The 23,775-nt window shown below is 64.2% G+C and carries 22 protein-coding genes; 12 read left to right on the top strand and 10 right to left on the bottom strand.

Features of this window, described 5'->3' with window-relative positions:
• Positions 1 to 3 precede the first annotated feature (3 nt).
• The 4 genes from ppx to IVA80_RS17105 form a co-directional block, all read right to left on the bottom strand.
• Complete coding sequence (gene ppx, locus IVA80_RS17120) at positions 4 to 1,506, bottom strand: exopolyphosphatase (RefSeq protein ID WP_247432373.1); 1,503 nt, start codon at positions 1,504 to 1,506, stop codon at positions 4 to 6.
• A 15-nt stretch (positions 1,507 to 1,521) separates the two neighbouring features.
• Complete coding sequence (locus tag IVA80_RS17115) at positions 1,522 to 3,717, bottom strand: RNA degradosome polyphosphate kinase (RefSeq protein ID WP_247432847.1); 2,196 nt, start codon at positions 3,715 to 3,717, stop codon at positions 1,522 to 1,524.
• A 138-nt stretch (positions 3,718 to 3,855) separates the two neighbouring features.
• Positions 3,856 to 4,533 carry a chromosomal replication initiator DnaA gene (locus IVA80_RS17110; RefSeq protein ID WP_247432371.1) on the bottom strand — a complete coding sequence of 226 codons (678 nt, stop codon included), beginning with the start codon at positions 4,531 to 4,533 and terminating at the stop codon, positions 3,856 to 3,858.
• 92 nt (positions 4,534 to 4,625) lie between these two features.
• Positions 4,626 to 5,168, bottom strand: coding sequence for a CDP-alcohol phosphatidyltransferase family protein (locus tag IVA80_RS17105; protein ID WP_247432368.1), 543 nt, complete (start codon positions 5,166 to 5,168; stop codon positions 4,626 to 4,628).
• Between the two features lie 156 nt (positions 5,169 to 5,324).
• On the opposite strand from IVA80_RS17105, the gene purM reads away from it, so the two are divergent.
• On the top strand, positions 5,325 to 6,398 hold the full coding sequence (gene purM, locus IVA80_RS17100) for a phosphoribosylformylglycinamidine cyclo-ligase (protein WP_247432365.1): 1,074 nt from the start codon (positions 5,325 to 5,327) through the stop codon (positions 6,396 to 6,398).
• Positions 6,398 to 7,051 (top strand): phosphoribosylglycinamide formyltransferase, encoded by a 654-nt coding sequence (gene purN / locus IVA80_RS17095; protein ID WP_247432363.1) that lies wholly within the window; start codon positions 6,398 to 6,400, stop codon positions 7,049 to 7,051. Before purM ends, purN begins: the two co-directional genes overlap by 1 nt.
• Before the next feature lie 321 nt (positions 7,052 to 7,372).
• Here purN and IVA80_RS17090 read toward each other — a convergent pair whose 3' ends face one another.
• Positions 7,373 to 7,579 carry a cold-shock protein gene (locus IVA80_RS17090; RefSeq protein WP_007591938.1) on the bottom strand — a complete coding sequence of 69 codons (207 nt, stop codon included), beginning with the start codon at positions 7,577 to 7,579 and terminating at the stop codon, positions 7,373 to 7,375.
• A gap of 371 nt (positions 7,580 to 7,950) precedes the next feature.
• Here IVA80_RS17090 and IVA80_RS17085 point away from each other — a divergent pair, with 371 nt between their 5' ends.
• Positions 7,951 to 9,081 (top strand): autotransporter outer membrane beta-barrel domain-containing protein, encoded by a 1,131-nt coding sequence (locus tag IVA80_RS17085; RefSeq protein ID WP_247432360.1) that lies wholly within the window; start codon positions 7,951 to 7,953, stop codon positions 9,079 to 9,081.
• 21 nt (positions 9,082 to 9,102) lie between these two features.
• Here IVA80_RS17085 and IVA80_RS17080 read toward each other — a convergent pair whose 3' ends face one another.
• Positions 9,103 to 10,143 (bottom strand): LysR family transcriptional regulator, encoded by a 1,041-nt coding sequence (locus IVA80_RS17080; protein WP_247432357.1) that lies wholly within the window; start codon positions 10,141 to 10,143, stop codon positions 9,103 to 9,105.
• 71 nt (positions 10,144 to 10,214) lie between these two features.
• Here IVA80_RS17080 and IVA80_RS17075 point away from each other — a divergent pair, with 71 nt between their 5' ends.
• The 5 genes from IVA80_RS17075 (at position 10,215) to IVA80_RS17060 (ending at position 13,775) form a co-directional block, all read left to right on the top strand.
• A complete protein-coding gene (locus IVA80_RS17075) occupies positions 10,215 to 10,832 on the top strand; it encodes a hypothetical protein (RefSeq protein WP_247432354.1) in 618 nt (205 codons plus the stop codon).
• Positions 10,819 to 11,439, top strand: a complete 621-nt coding sequence (locus IVA80_RS17070; RefSeq protein ID WP_247432351.1) for a GNAT family N-acetyltransferase — start codon at positions 10,819 to 10,821, stop codon at positions 11,437 to 11,439. The genes IVA80_RS17075 and IVA80_RS17070 overlap by 14 nt, the downstream gene beginning before the upstream one ends.
• 25 nt (positions 11,440 to 11,464) lie before the next feature.
• A complete protein-coding gene (locus IVA80_RS17065) occupies positions 11,465 to 12,028 on the top strand; it encodes an isochorismatase family protein (protein WP_247432346.1) in 564 nt (187 codons plus the stop codon).
• A 73-nt stretch (positions 12,029 to 12,101) separates the two neighbouring features.
• A complete protein-coding gene (locus IVA80_RS38365; RefSeq protein WP_256467436.1) occupies positions 12,102 to 12,233 on the top strand; it encodes a hypothetical protein in 132 nt (43 codons plus the stop codon).
• A 159-nt stretch (positions 12,234 to 12,392) separates the two neighbouring features.
• On the top strand, positions 12,393 to 13,775 hold the full coding sequence (locus tag IVA80_RS17060) for an aspartate aminotransferase family protein (protein WP_247432343.1): 1,383 nt from the start codon (positions 12,393 to 12,395) through the stop codon (positions 13,773 to 13,775).
• Positions 13,776 to 13,963: 188 nt separating this feature from the next.
• On the opposite strand, the gene rnd is transcribed toward IVA80_RS17060, so the two are convergent.
• From rnd to IVA80_RS17040, 4 genes are all read right to left on the bottom strand, one after another.
• On the bottom strand, positions 13,964 to 15,115 hold the full coding sequence (rnd, locus tag IVA80_RS17055) for a ribonuclease D (protein WP_247432340.1): 1,152 nt from the start codon (positions 15,113 to 15,115) through the stop codon (positions 13,964 to 13,966).
• Positions 15,116 to 15,446: 331 nt separating this feature from the next.
• Complete coding sequence (locus IVA80_RS17050; protein ID WP_247432336.1) at positions 15,447 to 15,773, bottom strand: hypothetical protein; 327 nt, start codon at positions 15,771 to 15,773, stop codon at positions 15,447 to 15,449.
• Positions 15,770 to 16,216 (bottom strand): MATE family efflux transporter, encoded by a 447-nt coding sequence (locus IVA80_RS17045; protein ID WP_247432333.1) that lies wholly within the window; start codon positions 16,214 to 16,216, stop codon positions 15,770 to 15,772. The genes IVA80_RS17050 and IVA80_RS17045 overlap by 4 nt, the downstream gene beginning before the upstream one ends.
• Positions 16,217 to 16,286: 70 nt before the next feature.
• Positions 16,287 to 17,762 carry a protein adenylyltransferase SelO gene (locus IVA80_RS17040; RefSeq protein ID WP_247432330.1) on the bottom strand — a complete coding sequence of 492 codons (1,476 nt, stop codon included), beginning with the start codon at positions 17,760 to 17,762 and terminating at the stop codon, positions 16,287 to 16,289.
• A gap of 195 nt (positions 17,763 to 17,957) precedes the next feature.
• Between IVA80_RS17040 and aspS the strand changes: the two genes are divergently transcribed.
• The 4 genes from aspS (at position 17,958) to IVA80_RS17020 (ending at position 23,709) form a co-directional block, all read left to right on the top strand.
• Positions 17,958 to 19,733: an aspartate--tRNA ligase gene (aspS, locus tag IVA80_RS17035; RefSeq protein WP_247432328.1), complete on the top strand. Its 1,776-nt coding sequence runs from the start codon at positions 17,958 to 17,960 to the stop codon at positions 19,731 to 19,733.
• A 138-nt stretch (positions 19,734 to 19,871) separates the two neighbouring features.
• Positions 19,872 to 20,516, top strand: coding sequence for a hypothetical protein (locus IVA80_RS17030; protein ID WP_247432325.1), 645 nt, complete (start codon positions 19,872 to 19,874; stop codon positions 20,514 to 20,516).
• 27 nt (positions 20,517 to 20,543) lie between these two features.
• Positions 20,544 to 22,853 carry an NADP-dependent malic enzyme gene (locus IVA80_RS17025; protein ID WP_247432322.1) on the top strand — a complete coding sequence of 770 codons (2,310 nt, stop codon included), beginning with the start codon at positions 20,544 to 20,546 and terminating at the stop codon, positions 22,851 to 22,853.
• A gap of 403 nt (positions 22,854 to 23,256) precedes the next feature.
• A complete protein-coding gene (locus IVA80_RS17020) occupies positions 23,257 to 23,709 on the top strand; it encodes a DoxX family membrane protein (protein ID WP_247432319.1) in 453 nt (150 codons plus the stop codon).
• Positions 23,710 to 23,775: the final 66 nt, after the last annotated feature.

Here is a 23,775-nt window from a genome sequence, read left to right as displayed (position 1 = left end):
TTTCTAGCGCCGCACGATCGAGCCGGCGCGGCCGATCAGGCGGGCGAGCGCGCGGAAGCGGCTGCCGACGCGGTCAGCCACGAGATCGCCGAGCCTGTGCTCGAAAATCAGCATCAATTTACGGCCTTGGCTGCGGAAATGTGTGGCCGGTAGCACGCCCGGACGTGCCGCCGAGATCAGATGCGCGACGCGGAACGCCGCACCCAGGAGACGGGCGCGTTCGAGCTGCGCGGGTGTCAACAGCTCCTGCGTGGTGACCGGCGGCTGGTTTTCCTCGCTCAGGCCCGCATAACGATAAAACACCGACAGGCCGACAAAGGCGCGCTCGATGTGGGTGATGGCGCCGAAATTGCCGTTGACGACCAGGCTCAGCGTCTGCTCGCCGCGATGATCGGGATGCACGCGCCAGCCGATGTCGGAGAGCAGGCACGCGGTGTGGCGCAAGCGGCGGTCCTCCTCGGTCTCGCGCAGCTTCACCACGCGCGCGAGGCGGTCGCTCCAGGCGATCAGCTCGCGGGCGTGCTTGGCCGAACGCGACAGGAGCTGGTTCAGCTCTTCGGCCGCGCAGATCAGCCCGTCCTTGTCGCGCTCGGATTCCGACAGCTTCTCGTGCAAGAGGCCCTCGCGCACGCCGAAGGTCGAGAACACGATGGTCTTGGGCTTTGCCACCCGGATGATGTGCTCGAGCACCAGCGCCGCATAGGTGAGAAGAGGGCGCCTCGCATCCGCGACGATCTCGATGTCGGCAAGCATGTCGGCGGCCGCGAGACGCCGCAGGCGACGCGAAAAGTCGAGTGCTTCGGCGGCCGAGATCGAATAGCCGTGCATCACCTGAAGCGGATAGCCGCTCTGGATGATGTGGATGCGCGCGAGCGCGCGCCAGGTGCCGCCGACAGCATAGAAGGTGCGGCCGCTGCCTGCCTTGAGCTGCGGCACCTCATCGAGCTCTTCGCGGACGATACGGTCGGCGCGCTTGAGCGATTTGTGCGCGAGGTCCTGCAGCGCAAGTCCGCCGAGCGGCAGCGTGACGCCGCTGCGCACGCTATTTCTGCGCACGTCGATCAGTTCGAGCGAGCCGCCGCCGAGATCGCCGACGATGCCGTCGGGATGATGGATGCCGGAGATCACGCCGAGCGCCGACAGCCGCGCCTCGCGCGGACCCGAGAGGATCTCGATCTTCACGGCGCAGATGCGCTCGGCTTTCGCGATGAAGTCGGGGCCGTTGGAAGCGTCACGGCAGGCGGCGGTCGCAATTGCGAACACGCGTCCGACCTGCATCACGCGGCACAGCGCGCGGAAGCGCTTCAGCGAGGTCAGCGCCTTGTCGACGGCATCGGGCGCGAGCAGGCCCGTGCTCTGCACCTCGCGCCCGAGGCCGCACAGCGTCTTCTCGTTGAAGATCGGAATGAGGCTCCGCGTCAGTCCCTCGTAGACGACGAGACGGACCGAGTTGGAACCGATGTCGATGACCGCGACGCTCGAGCCGCGCTTGCGCGGCCGCTTCACGTCGGGGATCCCGGATCAGGATTGATGACGTTCATTACGGCGCGTGAGACGGCGCGGCGAGGATTCCTTGAGCGACTTTCCACGGCCAGACAGACTCGGATTTGTCATGAAGTAGTTGTGGACGTTGAAAGGCTCCTCGCCCTTCGCGGCCTTCATACGCGTTGAGGACCCGTCCGGCAACAATTGCCAGCTCTGCTCATTATCCTTCAGGTTCGCGACCATGATTTGTTCGAGAACCTGCTGATGCACCGTGGGATTTTGCAGCGGACACAGCACCTCGACGCGACGATCGAGGTTGCGTGGCATCATGTCGGCCGAGGAGATATACACAGCCGCTTTCGCGCTCGGCAGACCCTGGCCCATGCCGAAGCAGTAGATTCGGCCGTGTTCGAGGAAGCGCCCGATGATCGACTTGACGCGGATGTTCTCCGACAGGCCTGGAATGCCGGGCCGGAGGCAGCAGATGCCGCGCACCACGAGCTCGACCTGGACGCCGGCTTGCGAGGCCTCATAGAGCGCGTCGATGATGTCGGGATCGACCAGCGCATTCATCTTCATCCAGACCGCGCCCGGCCGGCCATGCCGGGCATGCGCGGTCTCGCCCTGGATGTGCTCGATGATGCGCTTGCGCAAAGTCAGCGGCGACACCGCCATCTTCTCCAGATCGCTTGGCGCGGCATAACCGGTGATGAAGTTGAAGACGCGCGCACCGTCGCGGCCGATGGTCGGATCCGAGGTGAAGTAGGAGAGATCGGTGTAAATACGCGCGGTAACCGGGTGATAGTTGCCGGTGCCGGTGTGGACGTAAGTCGTGAGGCTGCCGCCTTCGCGGCGCACCACCATCGAGAGCTTCGCGTGCGTCTTCAGTTCGAGAAAGCCGTAGACGACCTGCACGCCGGCGCGTTCGAGGTCGCGCGCCCAGCGGATGTTGGCCTCCTCGTCGAAGCGCGCCTTCAATTCGATCAGCGCGGTGACGGACTTGCCGGCTTCGGCGGCTTCGGCCAGCGTGCGCACGATCGGGGAGTTGTTGGAGGTGCGGTAGAGCGTCTGCTTGATCGCGACGACATCGGGATCGCGTGCGGCCTGCTGCAGGAACTGCACGACCACGTCGAAGGATTCGTAGGGATGATGGACGACGAGGTCCTTCTGCCTGATCGCGGCAAAGATGTCGCCGCCATGCTCGCGCACGCGCTCGGGATGGCGCGGCACGTAAGGGGTGAATTCGAGATCGGGCCGGTCGAGGCGGGTGAGCTGCGAGAGCTCGTTCATGGCGAGCACGCCGTCGACCAGAAACACCTCGTCGTCGGCGGCCGACAGCGCGTGCTGCACGAAGTTGCGCAGCTCCTCCGGCATCTTGGCGTCGATCTCGAGCCGGATCACCGACCCGCGGCGGCGGCGCTTCAGCGCGGTCTCGAACAGGCGGACGAGGTCTTCGGCCTCTTCCTCGATTTCGAGCTCGGAGTCGCGGATGATGCGGAAGGCGCCCTGGCCGTGGAGATTGTAGCCGGGGAACAGGCGATTGATGAACAGCCCGGTGGCCTGTTCCAGCGAGATCAGCCGGACGACCTTGCCCTCGGCCGGCAACCGGATGAAGCGGTCGATCTTGCCGGGCATGCGGATCAGCGCGTTCATCTGCTTGCCGTCAGCCGCGCGCGTTAGCTGGAGCGCGATGGTGAAGCCGAGGCTCGGAATGAACGGGAAGGGGTGAGCCGGGTCGATCGCGAGCGGAGTCAACAGCGGGAACACGTTGTTGAGGAAGTAGTCCTCGACCCAGGTCCGTTCCGCCTTGGTGACGTCCTTGCCCGCCGCCACCAGCACGATGCCGACGTCGGCCAACGTTCCGCGCAGGTCGCGCCAGATCGCCTGCTGGTCGGAGGCGAGCTGCGAGACGGTGCGGTTGATCAGCGCGAGCTGCTCGGATGGCGTCAGGCCGTCAGGGCTGCGCTCGGCAATGCCCTCGCGCACCTGGGCCTTGATGCCGGCGACGCGGACCATGAAGAACTCGTCGAGGTTATTCGCTGAAATGGACAGAAATCGCACCCGCTCCAGCATGGGGTGGCTGGGATTGACCGCTTCCTCCAGAACGCGGCGGTTGAAATGCAGCCAGGAGAGCTCGCGATTGATGAATCGCTCGGGGCTTGAGGCGATCGCTGGCAGGCCCTCGGTCTCTGGGGCTTTTTCTTTAGTTTCAACAGCTTGTGCAGAGTCCATCAGAAGTCGGTCCATCCAGTTCGCCCCGATTTGCGACTTATGCGCAAAACCGGCGGGAGCATGTGTTAGAGCGATGACGTTTCGATGACATTGACGTTCCGCCGCCGCGCCGCGTCAAGCGACCTTGGAGTGGACGGGTCAGGCATCCCGAAGCAGCTCGGCGGCCAGCGCCCGGGTGACGGGGCGGCCGAGCCGGAGGGCCTCGCTGTCGAGCAGCTCCACGGCCTGCCGGGCGGCGGCCGAAGACCGCTCCAGGCGGGTTACGAGGTAGCTGACCACGCTCTCGTCCACGCCGAGCTGGCGGTCGGCGCAGAATTTGACGATCAGGCCGCGGAAGAGCTGGTCGTCGGGCGGCATCAGCGAGATGACCGGCACGGCGCGCAGCCGCGAGTGCAGGTCGCGCAGATCGATCTCGATCGATGCCGGTATCTCACGGCCGGTGAAGAGCACGTAGGCGCCATCCTCGCGGGCGAGGTTCATCAGGTGGAACAGGGCGCGCTCATCGAACGCCCTGGCCCTGAGATCCTCGACCACCAGCGCACCCGTGGCGAGCGCGCCCGGGACGGCGTCGGCGGTCAGCCCATTGGCCGCAGTCGAGCGGGCGCCTGAAGCCTCGGCCCAGATCGCGGCGAGATGGCTCTTGCCGCTTCCTTCCGGGCCGGCCAGCCACATCGTCCGGTTCGGCCATTCCGGCCACGCATCGATGAGGGCAAGACCAGCTTCGTTGGCGGGGCCTTCGAGGAAATTGTCCCGGCTGAGGCTCTCCGTGTGCGGAAGCGAGAACGCCAATTGTCGGGGATGAACGCGGCCTGCCACGCTTGCTTTGCTCCGTGCCGGCACACCGGCTTCGTTTGAAGAGATTCGACCTATCGAGCGGGAGTTGGCCTTTTGCGGGGCCGCATACCGGCTCATTTGGCCTCGATCGTGCTCATGTGCCGCAGCCACTCGACCAGATAGAGCGACACGGAGGAGAGCGTGAAGACCGTGACGAGGCCCATCAGGATTATATCATAGGGCGCCGGTTTGAAGCCGAAGGCGAGGGAGGCCAGCACCAGCGCCGCATACGACACCTGGGCTACGGTGTTGAACTTCGATACCTTCGACGGCTTCATCTCGACCGGCTTGTCGAACAGCCAGGACACGATCACGGCGGCGACGATCATGATGTCGCGCGACACCACCAGGATCACGATCCACCGCGGGATGTCGCCCCAGATGCCCAGCGCCAGATAGATCGAAACCAGCAGCGCCTTGTCCGCGAGCGGATCGAGCAGGGCGCCGAGCTCGCTCGTCATGTTGAAGCGTTTGGCGAGGAAGCCGTCGACCGCATCGCTGACGCCGGCAATGAGGAAGACGGCGAACGCCACCTCCATTTGGCTCGACACGATGGCCCAGACGATGATTGGGACCAGCATGATGCGGCCCAGGGTAATGATATTCGGAATACTCACACGGCGCTTCCTGGCACCCGGTCTGACTTCGAATCCGGCCCCCTTCGAGGCTGAACCGGTTGATATCTCTACATAGTATACGCAGCTGCGCCATGCGAGCCATTGCGCGTCCCCGGAATTCGACGTAACCAGCCGCCAACCCACTGGAAATCGGGCATGACCGACCGCAAAAACGGCCTCACTTACGCCGATTCAGGCGTCGATATCGACGCGGGCAACCGCCTGGTCGACCTGCTCAAGCCGATGGTGCGCGCTACCGCGCGCCCCGGCGCCGACGCCGAGATCGGCGGTTTTGGCGGCCTGTTCGACCTCAAGGCGGCTGGCTTCAAGGATCCCGTCCTGGTCGCCGCCACCGACGGGGTCGGAACCAAGGTCAAGATCGCGATCGAGACCGGCCTCCACAGCGGCATCGGCATCGACCTCGTCGCCATGAGCGTCAACGACCTCGTGGTGCAGGGCGCCGAGCCGCTGTTCTTTCTGGACTATTTCGCCTGCGGCAAGCTCGATCCGGAGGCCACCGCGTCGATCGTCGCCGGTGTTGCCGAAGGCTGCCGCGAATCCGGCTGCGCCCTGATCGGGGGCGAGACCGCCGAGATGCCCGGCCTCTACAAGGACGGCGATTATGATCTCGGCGGCTTTGCCGTCGGCGCCGCGGAGCGCGGTACGCTGTTGCCACGCAAGGACATTGCCGCGGGCGATGCCGTGATCGGGCTCGCCTCGTCGGGCGTGCATTCCAACGGTTTCTCGCTGGTGCGCAAGATCGTCGAGCAGTCCGGCCTCGGCTTCGAGGCGCCGGCGCCGTTCGCGCCGGTCATGACGCTCGGAGGCGCGCTGCTGACGCCGACGCGGCTCTACGTCAAATCCTGCCTGCGCGCGATCCGCGAGACCGGTGCGGTGAAGGGGCTCGCCCACATCACCGGCGGCGGTTTCACCGACAACATTCCGCGCGTGCTGCCAAAGCACCTCGGCGTCGGCATCGATCTGGCGCGCCTGCCGGTGCTGCCGGTGTTCAAATGGCTGGCCGCGCAGGCCGGTATCGCCGAGCTCGAAATGCTGCGCACCTTCAACTGCGGCATCGGCATGATCGCGATCGTCGAGCCTGACAAGGTCGATCAGGTCGTGCAGGTCTTCAGCGATGCCGGTGAGACGGTGGCGCAGCTCGGCACCGTGATCCCGGCCGAGGGCGAGCACCGCGTCGTCTACAACGGCCATCTCGATCTGGCGCTGTGATGAAGCGCCGCGTCGCCATCCTGATCTCCGGCCGCGGCTCCAATATGGCGGCGCTGATCAAGGCCGCGGCCGCGGCGGATTTCCCGGCGGAGATCTCGCTCGTCATCGCGAACAAGGCCGATGCGCTCGGGCTCGAACGGGCCAGGGCGGGCGGCGTGAACACGCTGGTGATCGAGAGCAAGCCGTTCGGCAAGGACCGCGCCGGATTCGAGGCAGTGCTGCAAGCAGCGCTCGATCAGCACGGCATCGAGCTGATTTGTCTCGGCGGCTTCATGCGCCTGTTCACCGCTGAGTTCACCAAGGGCTGGTACGGGCGGATGCTCAACATCCATCCCTCGCTGTTGCCGTCCTTCCCCGGCCTCGACCCGCACGGCCAGGCCCTGCGCGCAGGGGTTAAACTGTCTGGCGCGACGGTGCACTTCGTCATCCCCGAGACCGATGCCGGCCCGATTGTGATGCAGGGCGCGGTTCCCGTCAGCGACCACGACACCGCGGACACGCTGTCAGAGCGCATCCTCGAAGTCGAGCACCGCATCTATCCCGAAGCGCTGCGGCTGCTCGCGACCGGCAAGGTCCGGATCGAGGGCGATGTATGCAGGACGAACGGAAGCGGACCGTCGGAGAATTTTCTGCTTTCGCCGGTGGTACGCTAGAGAGCTGTCGCGGGATTACGAGCCGCGAACTGATCAATCGGCCGGTTTGACGATTGCTTGGGGCTGATCGAACACACCTGCGAACGCCTCATCCGGAAGGTCCGAGCCGAAAACGTCGGAAGCAGTATTCACCCCGCATCCAGTGCCTGCGGTAGCGCGCCGAAGCCGAGTGCTGGTGCTCATCGGTCGTCATCGGTGGTGGCCTGGTGGTGATGGTTTGCTCCAAAGCAACGGCTCCTTTCGCTTGTACCATCCAAAACAAAAACCCCCGGCAGAGCCGGGGGCAACGTCATGATCTCTCGCGCCTAGGCTTGAGAGAAATCAGGAGACCTTGAGGTTTTCCGCGGATGCTTTGCCGCGGTTCTCCACGAGGTCGTATTCAACCACCTGGTTTTCGTTGAGGGTGGAGAGTCCGGCACGCTCGACGGCCGAGATATGGACGAACACGTCCTTATCGCTGCCGTTCGGCTTGATGAACCCATAGCCCTTGGTCGGGTTGAACCATTTGACGGTGCCCTTTTGCGGCATCGCTCGTCTCCTCCACTAGATACAAAAAAGACGCGGCCGCTTTTTCGCGTGCCACGCCACAAACGGGCTTCCGGAAGTCTGTTCGAGTCTCAAAGTCGCGAAACGCACAGCTGAGCGGCCAATTCCGATTGTGTCCGACATTGCAACATGAAAATCGCGCGTTAGCAAGCCGCGCGGGATTTCAAGATCTGACCAAGTGTCTCCGAGCGCAACTTGCGACCTGTGGCAGCAGAACCACAATCGAGGCAATAGCCTCGACCATAATGCGCCAACTGGTTGACCCTCCGTGGCAGTTCGGCACAAATCGTCGCAGGTGCCGCACCTCATGTTGCATTTTTGCGCGCCGCGACTTTGCTTCGGGATTAATCGTCATGCGCTGCACGTTGCAGCTTTCAGGGACACGGCAGGCAATTGGGGTGGGCCAGATCCGTCGGATAATGACCACGGGCGCGAGTGCCATGGTGTTAGGCCTGATGACGGCTGCTCCCGGCTTCACGCAGGTTGCGCCGCCGCTGCCGCCGCCTCCCACTCTGTCATCGACGTCGACCAATTACGACCAAGCGGCCGGCAACAGCGCGCTCAATCTCGGCTCGAATTTTCTGGAGCGGCTGGGCAACCAGGCATCGGGCGGCGTCAACCGCGCATTCCGCACCAATCCCGGCGGCGGCGGCGCCTCGGCGAGCACGGAAGATCCGAGCTACCGCACCTGGTTCGAAGGCTACGGCATCTCGGTCCGGACCGATGCGCAAGGCGACTTCGTCGGCGACAAGCGCAAGACCTTTGGCGGCGTCGCCGGATTCGGTGCGCGGCTCGCGCCGGGCGTCAATCTCGGCTTCTCCATCGACCAGAGCCGTACCGACATCGATGTGCCGCTGGCGCTCCAGTCGGCGACGCTCGACCTGACGCAAATCGGCTTCAACGGCTCGGTCGACAAGGGGCCCTGGACCTGGGCGTTCGCGGTGGTGCACGGTTTCGGCAAGGTCCATTCCAGCAGGGACACCGGTGTTGGTCGTGCGACCGCAGGCTATCGCGCCGCCGTCGACGGCGCGCTGACCGAGATCAGCTATTACTGGACCAAAGATCAGATGCGCATCGTGCCCAAGGGGGCGCTCGAATATGTCCGCGCCACCAGCGCTGCGTTCCAGGAGGCCGGAGGGCTCGATCCATTGAACGTTGGCTCCGCTGCACTCTCACGCGCACGCGTGATGATCGGCGCGGAGATCGGGCGCTACTTCATCTTCGACCAGAGGATTCTGGACCTGTCCGCCTACGGCAAGTTCGTCGACAATTTCTACCAGAACCTGGGATCGGTGCAGGTCAGCCTCGGGACCCAGAGCATCGTCGTGCCCGGCATCGGCGAGAGCCGCTACGGCATGGATGCCGGCGCCTCGGCCTCGCTTAGCCTGACCAACGCCGCGCGGCTCTACGTCAATTACGACGGCAAATTCCGTAACGAGCTGACGTCGCACCAGGGCACGGTCGGCTTCGAATATCGGTGGTGAGGCGAAGCCTCCCGCGTCCGCCTAAGTCGGCGTTGCCGCGATATATCCCGTCAATCCAAAGCCCTCGCGCGCGGCTGTCATCATCGGTACCAGCGCGTTCGGGTGGATGAACTCGTCGCGGAAACAGGGATGGGTCTTGGGATCGAAGATTTTCTTCAGCCAATCGACCACGATCTTGTGGCGCTCGGAGGCGCGGAACTCCTTGTGATAGGTGAGCCAGAGATCGGCGTGGTGGCTGACGCCGAGATCGACGGCTACGAGAGGGGCGCCGAGCGCGATCGAGACCGTCGGCAGGAAACCGATGCCGGCGCCGCGCTCCACCGCATAGAGTATGCCGACCGAGGAGTTGGTCTTGATCCCGACGATGCCCGCGAGCGACTTCAATCCGAGGACGCGGGCATAGGCGCTGTCGTCGACCTGAGGCGCGCTCTGCTTGATGATGCGGTGGTTGTTCAATTCGGCGAGCGTCGCCGGCACGCCGTAGAGGGTCTCGTACTCCTTGGAGACGAAGGGATAGATGTGCAGGCGGCCGAGCTTGGCGACGATCAGGTCGGGATTGGTCGGCGGCTCGAGTTGGATCGCGATGTCGGATTCAAGCCGTGCGACGTCGGCCTGCTCCATCGCGCAACGCAGATCGACGGTGATCTTGCGATAGGTCTTCTGGAAATCGATCAGCCGCGGCAGGATCCAGAAATTGCCGGGGCCTTCCGTCACCGCGACACGTACGGTGCCCGCGGTTTCGTTCGACGATCGCGAAGCGCGCCGGAAGACATTGAAGGCATGACGCTCCATATGCGCGACGTCGGCGATCATCGCGGCGCCTTCATCGCTGAGCGTCAGTCCGCTCTGGTCGCGCAGGAACAGCTTGCAGTCGATGCTCTCTTCGAGCCGGTCGATCCTGCGCATCAGCGTGGTGGAGGTGAGTCCGAGTTCTTCGGCGGCGTTGCGGAAACTTTTATATTTTGCGCACGCTAAAAACAGTTTCAAATCGTCCCAGGACGTATCCGAGGCTTCTTCACGGTGCTGCATCAACGCAGCACCCCGGTGCAATAACTGCTGCATACTCCTGATCCCCAGCCGCTAAGCTCGTCGTCATAGCGGGGCACTATAGCCTCGAACGATAGAGGCGTGACATGAGTATGGAAAGGGGCTCGTTTGCCGCAAGGCATGATTTCGATGCCTTGCCGCTGAGTCCGGACGTCGATGTCCGTTGTGCGCAATCTTCCGAAATTGTCGCGCTTTCCGAAATGGCGCACCGGCTGGTGCCAGGCGTGCAGATCGGAACGGCGGAGCTTGCGAGATATTTCACGTTCGATCCGCAGAGCATCCTGACGTTCAGCCGCAAGGGCAATCTGCTCGGCGGCATGGCCTTTCTGTTTCTGAACGACCGTGGGCATGACGCGCTGCTGCTCGACGAGATCTGCCTCACCGCGCCCGAGACGCACTACCTCGCTTCCGCGAAGGAGGACGTTGCTGCCATCTACATCTGGGCGATCGCGGCGACGGGCCGCAGCATCGCCGGTCTCGGCAAGGCCGCGGCTCATCTGCGTCAGATAAGATTTCGCGGCGCGGATTGCTATGCGCAGCCGGCAACCGTGGCCGGACGCGATATCATGAAGGCGACGGGGTTCGAACCCGTCCCGAGCTTCCAGCCCGATCTCTGGTGTTACGAGCGGCCTTGGCATCGGCAGCCGATGCGGATGCCGGGCGCGATCATCCAAGCAAGGAGTTTTGCAGATGCACGGCACTAAGATTCCTCTGGCGAAGCCCGATTCCCGCGCCATCACCATCCGCCTCGCGCGCGATCCCGGCGATCTCATGCTGGTCACCGCCATTCGCGCCGCGGTCTATCTGGCCGAGCAGGATTGTCCGTTCGAGGAGGAATTCGACGGCAACGACATGGTCGCAGCGCACTTCATCGGCTATGTCGGCAACGAGCCTGCGGGCTGCCTGCGGGTGCGCTTCTTCGGCGATTTCGCCAAGGTGGAGCGGCTCGCGGTACGCCACCAATATCGGCGCTCGCGCCTCTCGTTCAAGCTGGTGCAGGCGAGCGTCGACTATGTGAAGCGCAAGGGCTTCCGCAAGATCTACGGCCAGGCCCAGGACCGGCTGGTCGATTTCTGGGCTCATTTCGGCGCCAAGCCGCTCGGTCACAACCGCAAGATCACTTTTTCGGATTTCTCCTACACGGAAATGCTGCTGGAGATCGAGCCGGGGCCGGACGCCATCACGCTGGACAGCGATCCCTATGTGATCATCCGTCCCGAGGGCGATTGGGACCGGCCCGGCGTGCTCGACGCATCGGCGGGGCGGGCGGTGACCTCGCCGTTGCGGGACGTCGCACTCGCCAACCATTGAAACCGGTGCAGCTCCGCGCAAGATCATGCTGGCATCCATCCCCGATGATCCGCCGATCCTGGTCTGTGCGGATCTCCAGGTCGAATATCTGACCCCCGGGCGTCGCCACGTCATCCTCGACGGCGAGGCCGCCACCGTGCGCTGCCTGGAACTCCTGACGCTGTGGCGCACCAATTTCTGGCCGGTGATGCATCTGAAGCGCATCGCCCAGGCGGCCTGGTTCAATCCGGCATCCAGGCTGACCGATTGGATCGCGGAGGCGAAGCCGCGGCCCGGTGAATTGACGTTCGAGCACCCGCTGCCGTCAGCCTACAGTTCCTCGCGGTTCGTGGATTACATGTCCAATATCCGCAATGTGCGCTGCATTCTGATCGGCTTTTCCCTCGACGAAACCATCCTGGCCACCGCCGTCGACGGGTTTCACCGCTGCCATCGCTACCAGGTGGTCGGAGACGCCGTGGCCTGCCGGCAGCCCGGCACGGGCGATGCCGCCGCCTACAAGCATGCGATAGTGAATGTTCTCGGGAATTTTGCTACGATCCACGCCAGCGCCGAACTGGTCAGAACCAGCGGCGCCACCGCGGTGTAGGCGGCCGCGATCGGCGGATGGATGGGGTGGGACATTGTCACGGGGAGAGCGGCTCAAAGAGCTGGCGAGCGATTTGTCGCGTACCGCCGAGACGGCGCGACGCCTCGGCTTGCCCACGACCGTTTATCTGCTTTCGGTGGCGCTGGTCGAGGTGAGGGAAGCCGTTGCCGCCGCTGACGATGGAGATGACGACGGGGCGGCTTGAGAGCCCCGCCGTGTGCGGCTTTGTGCAACGCTGCTGAGCGCTTGCTGCCGACGAATTGGCGTTGCAAGTTTGGTCCCGTCGCAATAGCCAAGTGACGTAATCATCGAGTGATGACGCTGGCCGCCGCCGGCGACGTGACCACTTATGGGATCCCCGCAAATGTCCATGCTGCCCAATTCGCAAGAGGCCCGGGATGTGGCCTACCAGCTCCATGCCTATACCAATGCGCGCGCGCATCAGCAGGCCGGTCCGCTGGTGATCGAGCGCGGCGAGGGCCCTTACGTGTTCGACGCGTCGGGCAAGCGTTATTTCGAGGCGATGGCTGGCCTGTGGAGCGTCGGGCTCGGATTCAACGAGAAGCGGCTGGTCGAAGCGGCGCACAGGCAGATGCAGGCGCTGCCATTCTACCATACGTTCTCCGCCAAATCGCACGGGCCCTCGATCGACCTCGCCGAGAAGCTGGTGGCGCTCGCGCCGGTGCCGATGAGCAAGGTGTTCTTCACCAATTCCGGCTCGGAGGCGAACGATACCGTCCTGAAGCTGATCGCCTATCGCTCCAATGCGCTGGGCCAGTCGCAGCGCAAGAAGGTGATCAGCCGCATGCGCGCCTATCACGGCGTCACGATCGCGTCGGCAAGCCTCACCGGCCTGCCGAACAACCACCGTTCGTTTGACCTGCCGCTGCCCAACATCCTGCACACGGGCTCGCCGCATTTCTACAAGGACGGCGCGCCCGGCGAGAGCGAGGAAGCGTTCGCGACGCGGCGGGCCGAGGAGCTCGATGCGCTGATCCAGAAGGAAGGGCCTGATACGATCGCCGCCTTTTTCGGCGAGCCGGTGATGGGGGCGGGCGGCGTCATCGTGCCGCCGGCGACCTATTGGGACAAGATCCAGAACGTCCTGAAGACGTACGACATCCTGCTGGTCGCCGACGAGGTGATCTGCGGCTTCGGCCGCACCGGCAAGATGTTCGGCTGCGAGACCTATGGCATCAAACCCGATGCGATCGTCGTCTCCAAGCAGATCACCTCGAGCTATTTCCCGCTGTCGGCGATCATCATGAACGATCGCATGTTCGAGCCGATCGCGGACGAGAGCAACAAGATCGGCGTGCTCGGCCACGGTTTTACCGCGGGCGGCCATCCCGTCGGCTCGGCCATCGCGCTGGAGAACCTCAAGATCATCGAGGAGCGCGGCCTGGTCGCACATGCCGCCGAGCTCGGCGGCTACATGCAGGGCAAGCTGCGCGAGCTCACCAGCCATCCGCTGGTTGGTGAGGTCCGCGGTGTCGGCATGATCGCGGCGATCGAGCTCGTGCTCGACAAGCAACGCAAGACGGCGGCGGCGACACCCGGCGCCGTCGGCGGCATGGCGAGCCGCATGCTCCAGGAGCGCGGCGTGATCTCGCGCAACATGCTGGATGCCATCGCCATCTGCCCGCCGCTGATTGTCACCAAGGCCCAGGTCGACGAGCTGGTCGCGGCGATTTCAGGCGTGCTGGATGACATGAAGGACGAAGTGGCGAAGCTGACGCCGGCGTAAAGCGGGTCCTACTCTATCGCCGTCACCCTGAAGTGGCCGCCTCTTCGGCGGCCCTCGAAGGGCGACGGCCCGACTGCGGCAGCGGGGCCGTGCATCCTTCGAGGCTCCTCGTGCGATGCTTCGCACCGCACGCCTCGCACCTCAGGATGACGGGGTGATCATTGTCGCGCGTTGATAATTGGCAGGGCCTATTCCGCCCTCTGAACCCCGATCACGCGGCCTTTCTCGATCGCCAGGGCGAGCTCGCCGCGCTTCAGCTTCAGCGCGGCATCGCCGAACAGCTCGCGGCGCCAGCCGCGCAAGGCCGGCACGTCGGCCTCGTCGTCGGCCGCGATCTCTTCAAGATCGTCGACGGTGGCGATCACCTTGCTGGCGACCGCGTGGCGCTCGGCGGTCATGCGCAGCAAGACCTTCAACAGCTCGACGATTGCCGCGCCGTTGTTATTGTTGCGCGGCTTCTCCAGCTTCGGCAGCGTCGAAAAATCCCGCGCCAGCCCGCGCTCGACTGCGGCGACGATGTCCGCGCCCCATTTGGATTTCTCAAATCCCTTCGGCACCGAGCGGAGATGGGCGAGTTTTTCCAGCGTGTTCGGCGCGTGGCTCGCAATGTCGCTGACGGCTTCATCCCGTAGCACGCGGCCGCGCGGCACGTCGCGGCTCTGCGCTTCCTGCTCGCGCCAGGCGGCGACCTCCATCAGGACCGCGAGGTCCTTGGGCTTGCGGACCCGCGTCTTCAGCCGTTCCCAGGCGCGCTCGGGATGGAAGTCGTAGGTCTTGGGCGAGGTCAGGACCTCCATCTCGATGGAGACCCACTCGCTGCGGCGCCGCTTCTTGAGGTCGGCGTCGAGCGCTGCGAACACGTCGCGCAAGTGAGTGACGTCAGACACCGCGTAGTGCATCTGCTCCTTGGTCAGCGGCCGGCGCGACCAGTCGGTGAAGCGGTGGGTCTTGTCCGGCCGGTGGCCGGTAACCTTCTCGACCAGCTGGTCGTAGGCGATGCTGTCGCCATAGCCGAGCACCATGGCCGCGACCTGGGTGTCGAACACCGGGTGCGGGATGATGTTGGCCTGGTGCCAAATGATCTCGATGTCCTGGCGGGCGGCGTGGAATACCTTCAGCACGCCCTCGTTGCCCATCAGCTCGAAGAACGGCTTGAGGTCGATGCCCTCGGCCAGGGTGTCGATGACGATGGCTTCCTCGGCGCTTGCCATCTGCACCACGCACAGCAGCGGGTAATAGGTGGTTTCGCGCAGGAACTCGGTATCGACGGTAATGACGGGGTGCTTGGCCAACCGGCTGCAGGCAGCCGCAAGGTCAGCGGTGGTGGTAATCAAATCCATGAACGGCCCATGACGAGATCATCAGCCGTTCTGCCGAAAGCGCTGTGATGTCAAGGGGGTTGGAGCGAATTCGAGCCTTGCATTTGGGCCGAAATCGCTTGAGGCGGCCAAAATTCCTATTCGTAACGGATCCGCTGCGAGGATTTCCGGGCGCACGGCAGCGCCACCACGAGCACGCACATGGCGACCAGCGCCAGTCCCAGGAATTCGAACACCAACAGATCCACGGCAAAGTCCCCCGAAAGACCGCTAGACTTGTCGGGGTCGCGTTGAGGGTCTGTTAATTGTCGTGGTTACCGGCTGCGGGGTGGATTGGATGGTGGACGGTTCGTTAATGCACCGCGCCGCCCCGCGATGGAAGTAGCCGTGGATGCTGTCTGACCACTTGAAACAATCCCCATTCGGCTTGCGCTGATCTCGCCTTCAACACCATCAACGTCACGGCCACCAGAGACGCGTCCGCCACCGGTAACGCCAGCCAGATGCCTATTTCGCCGACCGCAAGCGGCAGCAGGAAGATGAGCGGTACGGCAAACAGGTAGGTGCGCGAGAGCGACAGCAGCGCCGAACGACTGACATCTCCGATGCTTTGGAAATAATTCGCGATCATCATCACGGTGACGAAGGTTGGCGTGATCTCGGCCACCTGCTGGATCACGACCGCATCCGACACAAACAGTCCCCCAATTGGTGCCGGAACAGGATCAGACCAATCTCGGCGAGGCCTGCGTAGGCCAGGCTCCAGACCAGGGCCAGTTTCAGCGTGGAATTGGAACGCGACCACAGGCCCGCACCATAATTGTTGCTGACCATTGCCTGGAGGGCGAGGCTCATGCCGAGCAGCGGGAAGTAAGCAAATGTCATCATGCGGCTGAGAACGCCGTAGGCCGCAATCGAGGCATCGGTGTGCGCGCCGCCGAACAGACGTAGAGATACGATTGTCGCGGCTGCACCGGCTGCGATGCCGATGAAGCTGAGACTGCGGGGCGCGCCGAGCGCCATGACGTCGCTCCATGCGGTGAACTCGATCGCAACCATGCGCATGCGGCTGATCCGCGATCTCACTAAAATCTTGCCGCGATGTCCTTGCTGCGGCGCCATTGCCGCGTCACGAACGCGAAGAAACTTATGACGCAGTAAGACTAATCCACCCTACGAAGATAAGTCCGCCTCACGTCCCGCAGAACGTCTGCAACACGCGCTGATCCGGTAGCGGCGGATCGGCATAGGCGGCGTCCTCCGGCTGATCCTCGTACGGCTTGGCCAAGACCTTCAGCAGCTCCTCGAACGGTGCGTAGTCGTCGTTGTTGACCGCAGCCTGGATCACGGCCTCGACGCGGTGATTGCGCGGGATGAACATCGGATTGACCGCGTGCATGACGGCCTGCCGCTCGGCTGCGGTTTGCGGCTCGGCCGCGAGACGCTCGCGCCAGCGCTTGGCCCACTCATCGAAGGCTGCGGGATCCATGAACTGCGCGCGCGCCTCGTCGGCAGTCTCGTCGCCTGCAGCGTCGCCCAGCTTGCGGAAGGTGAGAGTGAAGTCGGCGGTGTTCTTAGCCATCGCATCCAGTAAATCCTGGATCAGCGCGTCATCACCGTCGCGCTCCGTGAACAGGCCGACCTTCTTGCGCAGGCCCGCCTGATACGCCTTGCTGAAGATATCGGGAAACGCACCGAGAATTTCCTGCGCCTGCTCGATCGTCTTCTCCTGCTCCTCGCCGAACAGCGGCAGCAGGCACTCTGCGAGCCGTGTCAGATTCCACAGCGCGATGCGGGGCTGGTTGGCATAGGCGTAGCGGCCCGTCTCGTCGATCGACGAGAAGACCTGCGCGGGATTGTAGGCATCCATGAAGGCGCAGGGGCCGTAATCGATGGTCTCGCCGGAGATCGAAGAGTTGTCGGTATTCATGACGCCGTGGATGAAGCCGACCAGCAGCCAGCGCGCGACGAGATCGGCCTGGCGGGCGACGACACCGGCGAGCAGCGCGTGATAGGGCCGCTCGGCACCAGATAGCTCCGGATCATGGCGGGCGATGACATGATCGGCGAGCCTGCGGATTGCGTCGGTGTCGCGCCGGACGGCGAAGAACTGGAACGTGCCGACGCGGATGTGGCTGGAAGCGACGCGCGTCAGCACGGCGCCGGGCAGCGCGGTCTCGCGGATGACGTGCTCGCCGGTGACGACGGCGGCGAGCGAGCGCGTGGTCGGAATGCCCAGCGCGAACATGGCTTCGCTGACGATATATTCGCGCAGCACCGGACCGAGCGCGGCGCGGCCGTCGCCGCGGCGGGAGAACGGGGTGGGGCCCGAGCCCTTGAGCTGGATGTCGCGGCGGACGCCGTCCTTGTCGATGACCTCGCCGAGCAGGATCGCCCGCCCGTCGCCGAGCTGGGGCACGAATTGCCCGAACTGGTGGCCGGCATAGGCCATGGCGATGGGGTCCGCGCCGGTGGGAACCGTCTTGCCCGCGAGGATCTCGGCGCCCTCAGGGGTCTCCAGCATATCAGGATCGAGCCCGAGCTGGACCGCCAGCGACCGGTTCAGCTTGATCAGCCGGGGGGCTGCGACCGGGGTCGGCGCGACGCGTGCGAAGAAGCTATCCGGCAGCGCCGAATAGGAGTTCTGGAAGGGGAAATGAACCGTCATGACCTCAAGATAGGGCTGGAACGCCTGATGGCAAAGGCTTGGGACCCATGCCGCCAAAAATGGGCATTTCGGGTCGAAAACAGGCCGTTCCCTTGGTTGCCGCCCCCGTCCTCCCGAGGTAAACCCTGCCGCAACTCGGATCGGCCGTGACAGGCCGTCCGATTCGCTTCCTCCGACATTGATTTTGGGACGACCATGCATCGCTACCGGTCACATACATGCGGCGCGCTCCGCGAGAGCAACATTGGCGAGACGATCCGCCTCTCGGGCTGGGTCCATCGAGTTCGCGACCATGGCGGCGTGCTGTTCATCGACCTGCGCGACCATTACGGCCTGACCCAGTGCGTGGTCGACCCGGACTCGCCGGCATTCTCGCAGGCCGAGAAGCTGCGCTCGGAATTCGTGGTGCGGATGGACGGCAAGGCCCGCCGGCGCCCCGAAGGCACCGACAATGACGATCTGCCGACCGGCAAGATCGAGATCTATGTCAGCGAGATCGAGGTCCTGGGCCCGGCCGGCGACCTGCCGCTGCCGGTGTTCGGCGACCAGGAATATCCCGAGGACATCCGGCTCAAATACCGTTTCCTCGACCTGCGCCGCGAGAAGCTGCACCAGAACATCATGACGCGCGTCGCGATCATCGATTCCATGCGCAGCCGCATGAAGGGGCAGGGCTTCTTCGAGTTCAACACGCCGATCCTGACCGCGTCCTCGCCGGAGGGCGCGCGCGACTTCCTGGTGCCCTCGCGCATCCATCCCGGCAAGTTCTACGCGCTGCCGCAGGCGCCGCAGCAATACAAGCAGCTCCTGATGATGTCGGGCTTCGACCGCTACTTCCAGATCGCGCCGTGTTTCCGCGACGAGGACCCGCGCGCCGACCGTCTGCCGGGCGAGTTTTACCAGCTCGACGTCGAGATGAGTTTTGTCACGCAGGAGGACGTCTTTGCGGCGATGGAGCCCGTCATCACCGGCGTGTTCGAGGAGTTCGCCAAGGGCAAGCCGGTGACGAAAGGCTGGCGGCGGATCCCCTTTGCCGAAGCTCTGCGCAAATACGGCAGCGACAAGCCGGACCTGCGCAACCCCATCGAGATGCAGGACGTCTCCGAGCATTTCCGCGGCTCCGGCTTCAAGGTGTTCGCGCGTATGCTCGAGGACCCCAAGAACCAGGTCTGGGCGATCCCGGCACCGGGCGGCGGCAGCCGCGCCTTCTGCGACCGCATGAACTCCTGGGCGCAAGGAGAGGGGCAGCCCGGCCTCGGCTACATCATGTGGCGTGAGGGCGGCGAGGGCGCGGGTCCGCTTGCGAACAACATCGGGCCGGAGCGCACCGCCGCGATCCGCGCGCAGATCGGCGTCAAGGAAGGCGATGCCGCCTTCTTCGTCGCCGGCGATCCCGACAAGTTCTGGAAGTTTTCAGGCCTCGCCCGCAACAAGGTCGGCGAGGAATTGAACCTCACCGACAAGGAGCGGTTCGAGCTCGCCTGGATCGTCGACTTCCCGATGTACGAGTACAACGAGGACGACAAGAAGGTCGACTTCTCGCACAACCCGTTCTCGATGCCGCAAGGCGGCCTCGATGCGCTGAAGGGTCAGGACCCGCTGACCATCAAGGCGTTCCAGTACGACATCACCTGCAACGGCTACGAGATCGCCTCGGGCGGTATCCGCAACCACGTGCCGGAAGCGATGGTGAAGGCGTTCGAGATCGCAGGCTATGGCGAACAGGAAGTCGTCGAGCGTTTCGGCGGCATGTACCGCGCCTTCCAATACGGCGCCCCGCCGCATGGCGGCATGGCTGCAGGCGTAGACCGCATCGTGATGCTTTTGTGCGGCACCAACAATTTGCGCGAGATCTCGCTGTTCCCGATGAACCAGCAGGCCATGGACTTGCTCATGGGCGCACCATCGGAAGCCAGCACCAAGCAGCTCCGCGAGCTGCATGTGCGGGTCAACCTGCCGCAGAAGAGCTGAGCTCTTCGCCTCTCCCCGCCCTCGTCCCGCCGAAGCTTCAGCGAAGGGCGGACGCGGGGGCAGTGTCTCCACATCGTCCTTGCGAGCGCAGCGAAGCAATCCAGAATCTTCCCGCGGAGGGACTCTGGATGCTTCGCTGTGCTCGCAATGACGGGGAGGGATTTTCACCAGCCCAACTGCTATCTCGCGCTTGTAAGTCACCTTCGTGCTCACCGCACCTGCGGGGCCGTCGATCGCCAACTCCACGCCATCGATCTCGACATTGTCGGCCGCAATGTGCGCCTCGTCGACTTGACGAACGCCGACAGCCTTGAAGCTCGCAGCCTTGATGCCGGCCAGAGGGGCCCGTCCCGGCTCGACATTGACCTCCTCGATCGTGAGAGTGCGTGTCGACAGATCGAACCCGATCTTGCCGTGGCTGGCCTTGCCGCCACTGCTGCGAATCTGCTCGAAGGCCGCCTCGACCTCTGCAGTGGCGCGATGCTGGATGCAGAGATTGAAGCCGAACCATCCGCCCGCGGCGAGTGCGATCACCGCGACCGGGCCGATCAGGATTCGTTTCATTCCTCAGCCCCAGTTGCCGGTTGTACGCCGCGCAACCTGCCATATTCGCAAAGTCGTGTGCGGTCCAGGAAAGCTATGGTTTTCAAATGTTTGACTGCGCGGCCTGTTGATGGCGTTGCAATCGGATGTTGCCACCGGGGCGCCGGGCGTGCTTCATCCCGTTTCCATGACCCGGAATACCGCGATCCGCGACAGGCCGGTCGGGACAACGTAGTTTGAGGCCGGTAACGCGAGGCGAGAGACCGCATGTCGTCCTATTCCGATGATCTCCACCAGGCGGCGCTGGCCTATCACCGTCTGCCGCGCCCCGGAAAGCTCGAGATCCAGGCGAGCAAGCCGCTTGCCAACCAGCGCGACCTCGCGCTTGCCTATTCTCCGGGCGTGGCTGCCGCCTGCACCGAGATCGCCAAGAACCCGGCGGAAGCTGCGACCCTGACCACTCGCGCCAATCTGGTCGCCGTGGTCTCGAACGGCACCGCGGTGCTCGGCCTCGGCAACATCGGGCCTCTGGCTTCGAAGCCGGTGATGGAGGGCAAGGCGGTTCTGTTCAAGAAGTTCGCCGGCATCGACGTGTTCGACATCGAGATCGCCGCCGACACCATCGACCGCGTGGTCGAGACCGTGGCGGCGCTCGAGCCGACCTTCGGCGGCATCAATCTCGAGGATATCCGCGGACCGGAGTGCTTCGAGATCGAGGCGCAGCTGAAGGCGCGCATGAAGATCCCGGTCTTCCATGACGACCAGCACGGTACCGCGATCATCGTCGCCGCCGCCATCACCAATGGCCTCCGGCTGAACGGCAAGAAACTGTCCGACGTCAAGATCGTGGCGTCGGGGGCGGGGGCCGCAGCGATCGCGACGCTGAACCTGCTGGTGTCGATGGGCGCGCAGCGCAAGAATATCTGGGTCTGCGACATCGACGGTCTCGTGCATGAGGGCCGCAACACCACGATGGATCGCTGGAAGGCGGTCTACGCGCAGAAGACCGACAAGCGCACGCTCGCCGACGTGATCGGCGGCGCCGACATCTTCATCGGGCTCTCTGCGCCGGGCGTGCTCAAACCCGAAATGGCCAAGACAATGAGCGACAAGCCCTTGATCATGGCGCTCGCCAACCCAACGCCGGAGATCATGCCGGAGGAGGCGCGCAAGGCCCGTCCCGACGCCATGATCTGCACCGGGCGTTCCGATTATCCGAACCAGGTCAACAACGTCCTCTGTTTTCCCTTCATCTTCCGCGGCGCGCTCGACGTCGGCGCCACCGCGATCAACGAGGAGATGAAGCACGCCGCCGTCGAGGCCATCGCGCAGCTCGCGCGCGAGGCGCCGTCGGATGCGGTGGCGCAAGGCTTTGACACCGGCGAAGCGCAGGGCTTTGGTCCGGGCTCGCTGATCCCGAGTCCCTTTGATCCACGGTTGATTTTACGCATCGCCCCCGCCGTCGCCAAGGCGGCGATGGAGTCGGGCGTCGCGACGCGCCCCATCACCAATTTCGACGAATACACCGCGCTGCTCGAGCGCTTCGCCTTCCGCTCCGGCCTCGTCATGAAGCCGATGTTCGCCAAGGCCAAGACCCAGCCGGTGCGCGTGATCTACGCCGAAGGCGAGGACGAGCGCGTGCTGCGCGCCACGCAAGTCGTGCTGGAGGAGAAGCTGGCGACGCCGATCCTGGTCGGGCGTCCGTCGGTCGTCGAGGCGCGCATCAAGCGCTTCGGCCTGTCGATCAAGGCAGGCAAGGATTTCGACCTCGTCAATCCCGAGGACGATCCGCGCTACCGCTCCTACGTGCAGTCCTATGTCGAGGTCGCCGGCCGCTGCGGCGTCACGCCGGATGCGGCGCGCACGGTGGTGCGCACCAACAACACGGTCATCGCCGCACTCGCGGTGGTGCGCGGAGAGGCGGACGCCATGCTCTGCGGCGTCGAGGGCCGCTACATGAGCCATCTGCGCCATGTCCGCGAGATCGTCGGGTTCTGCCCGGGGATCAGCGACTATGCGGCGCTGGCGCTGCTGATCACGAGCAAGGGCGCCTTCTTCATCGCCGATACCCAGGTGCGGCCCAATCCGAGCGCCGAGGAGCTCGCCGAGATCGCTTCGCTAGCGGCAGTCCACGTCCAGCGCTTCAACATCAAGCCGAAGATCGCCTTCGTCTCGCATTCGGATTTCGGCAGCTACGACACGGAATCCTCGCGCAAGATGCGCCGGGCGACCCAGCTGTTGAAGGAGAAGCATCCGGAGATCGAGGCCGACGGCGAGATGCAGGGCGACACCTCGCTCTCCGCCGCCGCGCGGAAAATGGTGCTGCCGCACTCCAAGCTCGAGGGCGAGGCCAACATCATGATCATGCCGAGCCTCGACACCGCCAACGTCGCCTATCAAATGATCAAGTCGCTGGCGGATGCGCTCCCCGTCGGCCCGATCCTGATCGGCCCGGCGCGCCCCGCCCACATCCTCACCCCGTCGGTGACGGCGCGCGGTATCCTCAACATGACCGCGGTGGCCGTGGTCGAAGCGCAGGAGCGCGCGGCCCGGCAGCAGCCGACGTTGTTTAGCTGAGGCGGCGGTCTTCACCTCGCTCCGCAGGCAAGGCAATCGCATTTGGCAGCTGTGAGCTTGCCGGACGTGCTCGGCCTGCATGGTTCGAGACGCCCGCTTTGGCGGGCTCCTCACCACGAGGGTCTGATATCTGGCCGCGAAACGCGACCTCATCCTGAGGGCCCGCCGTAGGCGGGCGTCTCAAAGGATGGCCGCAGGCGAGCTTCCCGCCCGTTTTTTTCATATGCGATAGCCCTGCCGTAACAACGGGGAGAGGGAGCGCACTTCCGGCGCGTCAGCGGTTCGATCTTTTCAAAACGGTGTCCCGATTTCCCCGTTTGTAAACCGACGAATGACACTTCATAATCGCTCGGTGCTCTCGTCAAAATTCCAGTTTCAGAAAGCCTGAGCAAAGAGGCCGATCATGCCAGCCTTCGTGACTTTCGGGCGGATCCTGTTCGCCGTGCTGTTCATCTACACGGGCGCGACCAAGCTCTTTGCCATTCAGGCGACGGCTGATTTCATCGCCACCAAGGTCGTGGTGCCCGACATCATCGCGCCTTACGCCAAGCAGATCGAGACCGCGACCGCCATGACCACGCCGCAGCTTTTGGCGATCGCGGTCGGGGTGCTCGAGATCATCGCAGGGCTGATGATCGCGCTGAACTTCGGCGCAAGATTCTTCGCGATGCTGCTGATCATCTATCTCGCGGTCGCGACCGTGCTGTTCAACGACTTCTGGAATCAGGCGCCGCCCGACAACGCCAAGATGCTGGTCGACGCGCTCAAGAACCTGTCGATCATCGGCGCGCTGTTCATGATCATGGGCTACGGCCGCGCCACGCGGCCGGCCGAGGCGGCCTATGGCGACGTCTAGAGTTCCGTAGACGCGCTCAAAGCATCCTGGCCGGCAGGGCCATTCTACTGTGCATGGGGTTGTTTT

The sequence above is a fragment of the Bradyrhizobium sp. 139 genome (assembly GCF_023074175.1).
In the GTDB taxonomy this organism is placed as follows: domain Bacteria; phylum Pseudomonadota; class Alphaproteobacteria; order Rhizobiales; family Xanthobacteraceae; genus Bradyrhizobium.
Note: the sequence above shows the minus strand (reverse complement) of the source record. Positions and strands in the feature narration are given on the sequence as shown.

What these genes read in the sequence shown, in the direction of transcription:
- IVA80_RS17115 (WP_247432847.1), bottom strand. Translation starts at nt 3,717, where the DNA reads ATGGACTCTGCACAAGCTGTTGAAACTAAAGAAAAAGCCCCAGAGACC.
- purM (WP_247432365.1), top strand. Translation starts at nt 5,325, where the DNA reads ATGACCGACCGCAAAAACGGCCTCACTTACGCCGATTCAGGCGTCGAT.
- purN (WP_247432363.1), top strand. Translation starts at nt 6,398, where the DNA reads ATGAAGCGCCGCGTCGCCATCCTGATCTCCGGCCGCGGCTCCAATATG.
- IVA80_RS17090 (WP_007591938.1), bottom strand. Translation starts at nt 7,579, where the DNA reads ATGCCGCAAAAGGGCACCGTCAAATGGTTCAACCCGACCAAGGGCTAT.
- IVA80_RS17085 (WP_247432360.1), top strand. Translation starts at nt 7,951, where the DNA reads ATGCGCTGCACGTTGCAGCTTTCAGGGACACGGCAGGCAATTGGGGTG.
- IVA80_RS17080 (WP_247432357.1), bottom strand. Translation starts at nt 10,143, where the DNA reads ATGCAGCAGTTATTGCACCGGGGTGCTGCGTTGATGCAGCACCGTGAA.
- IVA80_RS17075 (WP_247432354.1), top strand. Translation starts at nt 10,215, where the DNA reads ATGAGTATGGAAAGGGGCTCGTTTGCCGCAAGGCATGATTTCGATGCC.
- IVA80_RS17070 (WP_247432351.1), top strand. Translation starts at nt 10,819, where the DNA reads ATGCACGGCACTAAGATTCCTCTGGCGAAGCCCGATTCCCGCGCCATC.
- IVA80_RS17065 (WP_247432346.1), top strand. Translation starts at nt 11,465, where the DNA reads ATGCTGGCATCCATCCCCGATGATCCGCCGATCCTGGTCTGTGCGGAT.
- IVA80_RS17060 (WP_247432343.1), top strand. Translation starts at nt 12,393, where the DNA reads ATGTCCATGCTGCCCAATTCGCAAGAGGCCCGGGATGTGGCCTACCAG.
- rnd (WP_247432340.1), bottom strand. Translation starts at nt 15,115, where the DNA reads ATGGATTTGATTACCACCACCGCTGACCTTGCGGCTGCCTGCAGCCGG.
- IVA80_RS17045 (WP_247432333.1), bottom strand. Translation starts at nt 16,216, where the DNA reads ATGGCGCCGCAGCAAGGACATCGCGGCAAGATTTTAGTGAGATCGCGG.
- IVA80_RS17040 (WP_247432330.1), bottom strand. Translation starts at nt 17,762, where the DNA reads ATGACGGTTCATTTCCCCTTCCAGAACTCCTATTCGGCGCTGCCGGAT.
- aspS (WP_247432328.1), top strand. Translation starts at nt 17,958, where the DNA reads ATGCATCGCTACCGGTCACATACATGCGGCGCGCTCCGCGAGAGCAAC.
- IVA80_RS17025 (WP_247432322.1), top strand. Translation starts at nt 20,544, where the DNA reads ATGTCGTCCTATTCCGATGATCTCCACCAGGCGGCGCTGGCCTATCAC.
- IVA80_RS17020 (WP_247432319.1), top strand. Translation starts at nt 23,257, where the DNA reads ATGCCAGCCTTCGTGACTTTCGGGCGGATCCTGTTCGCCGTGCTGTTC.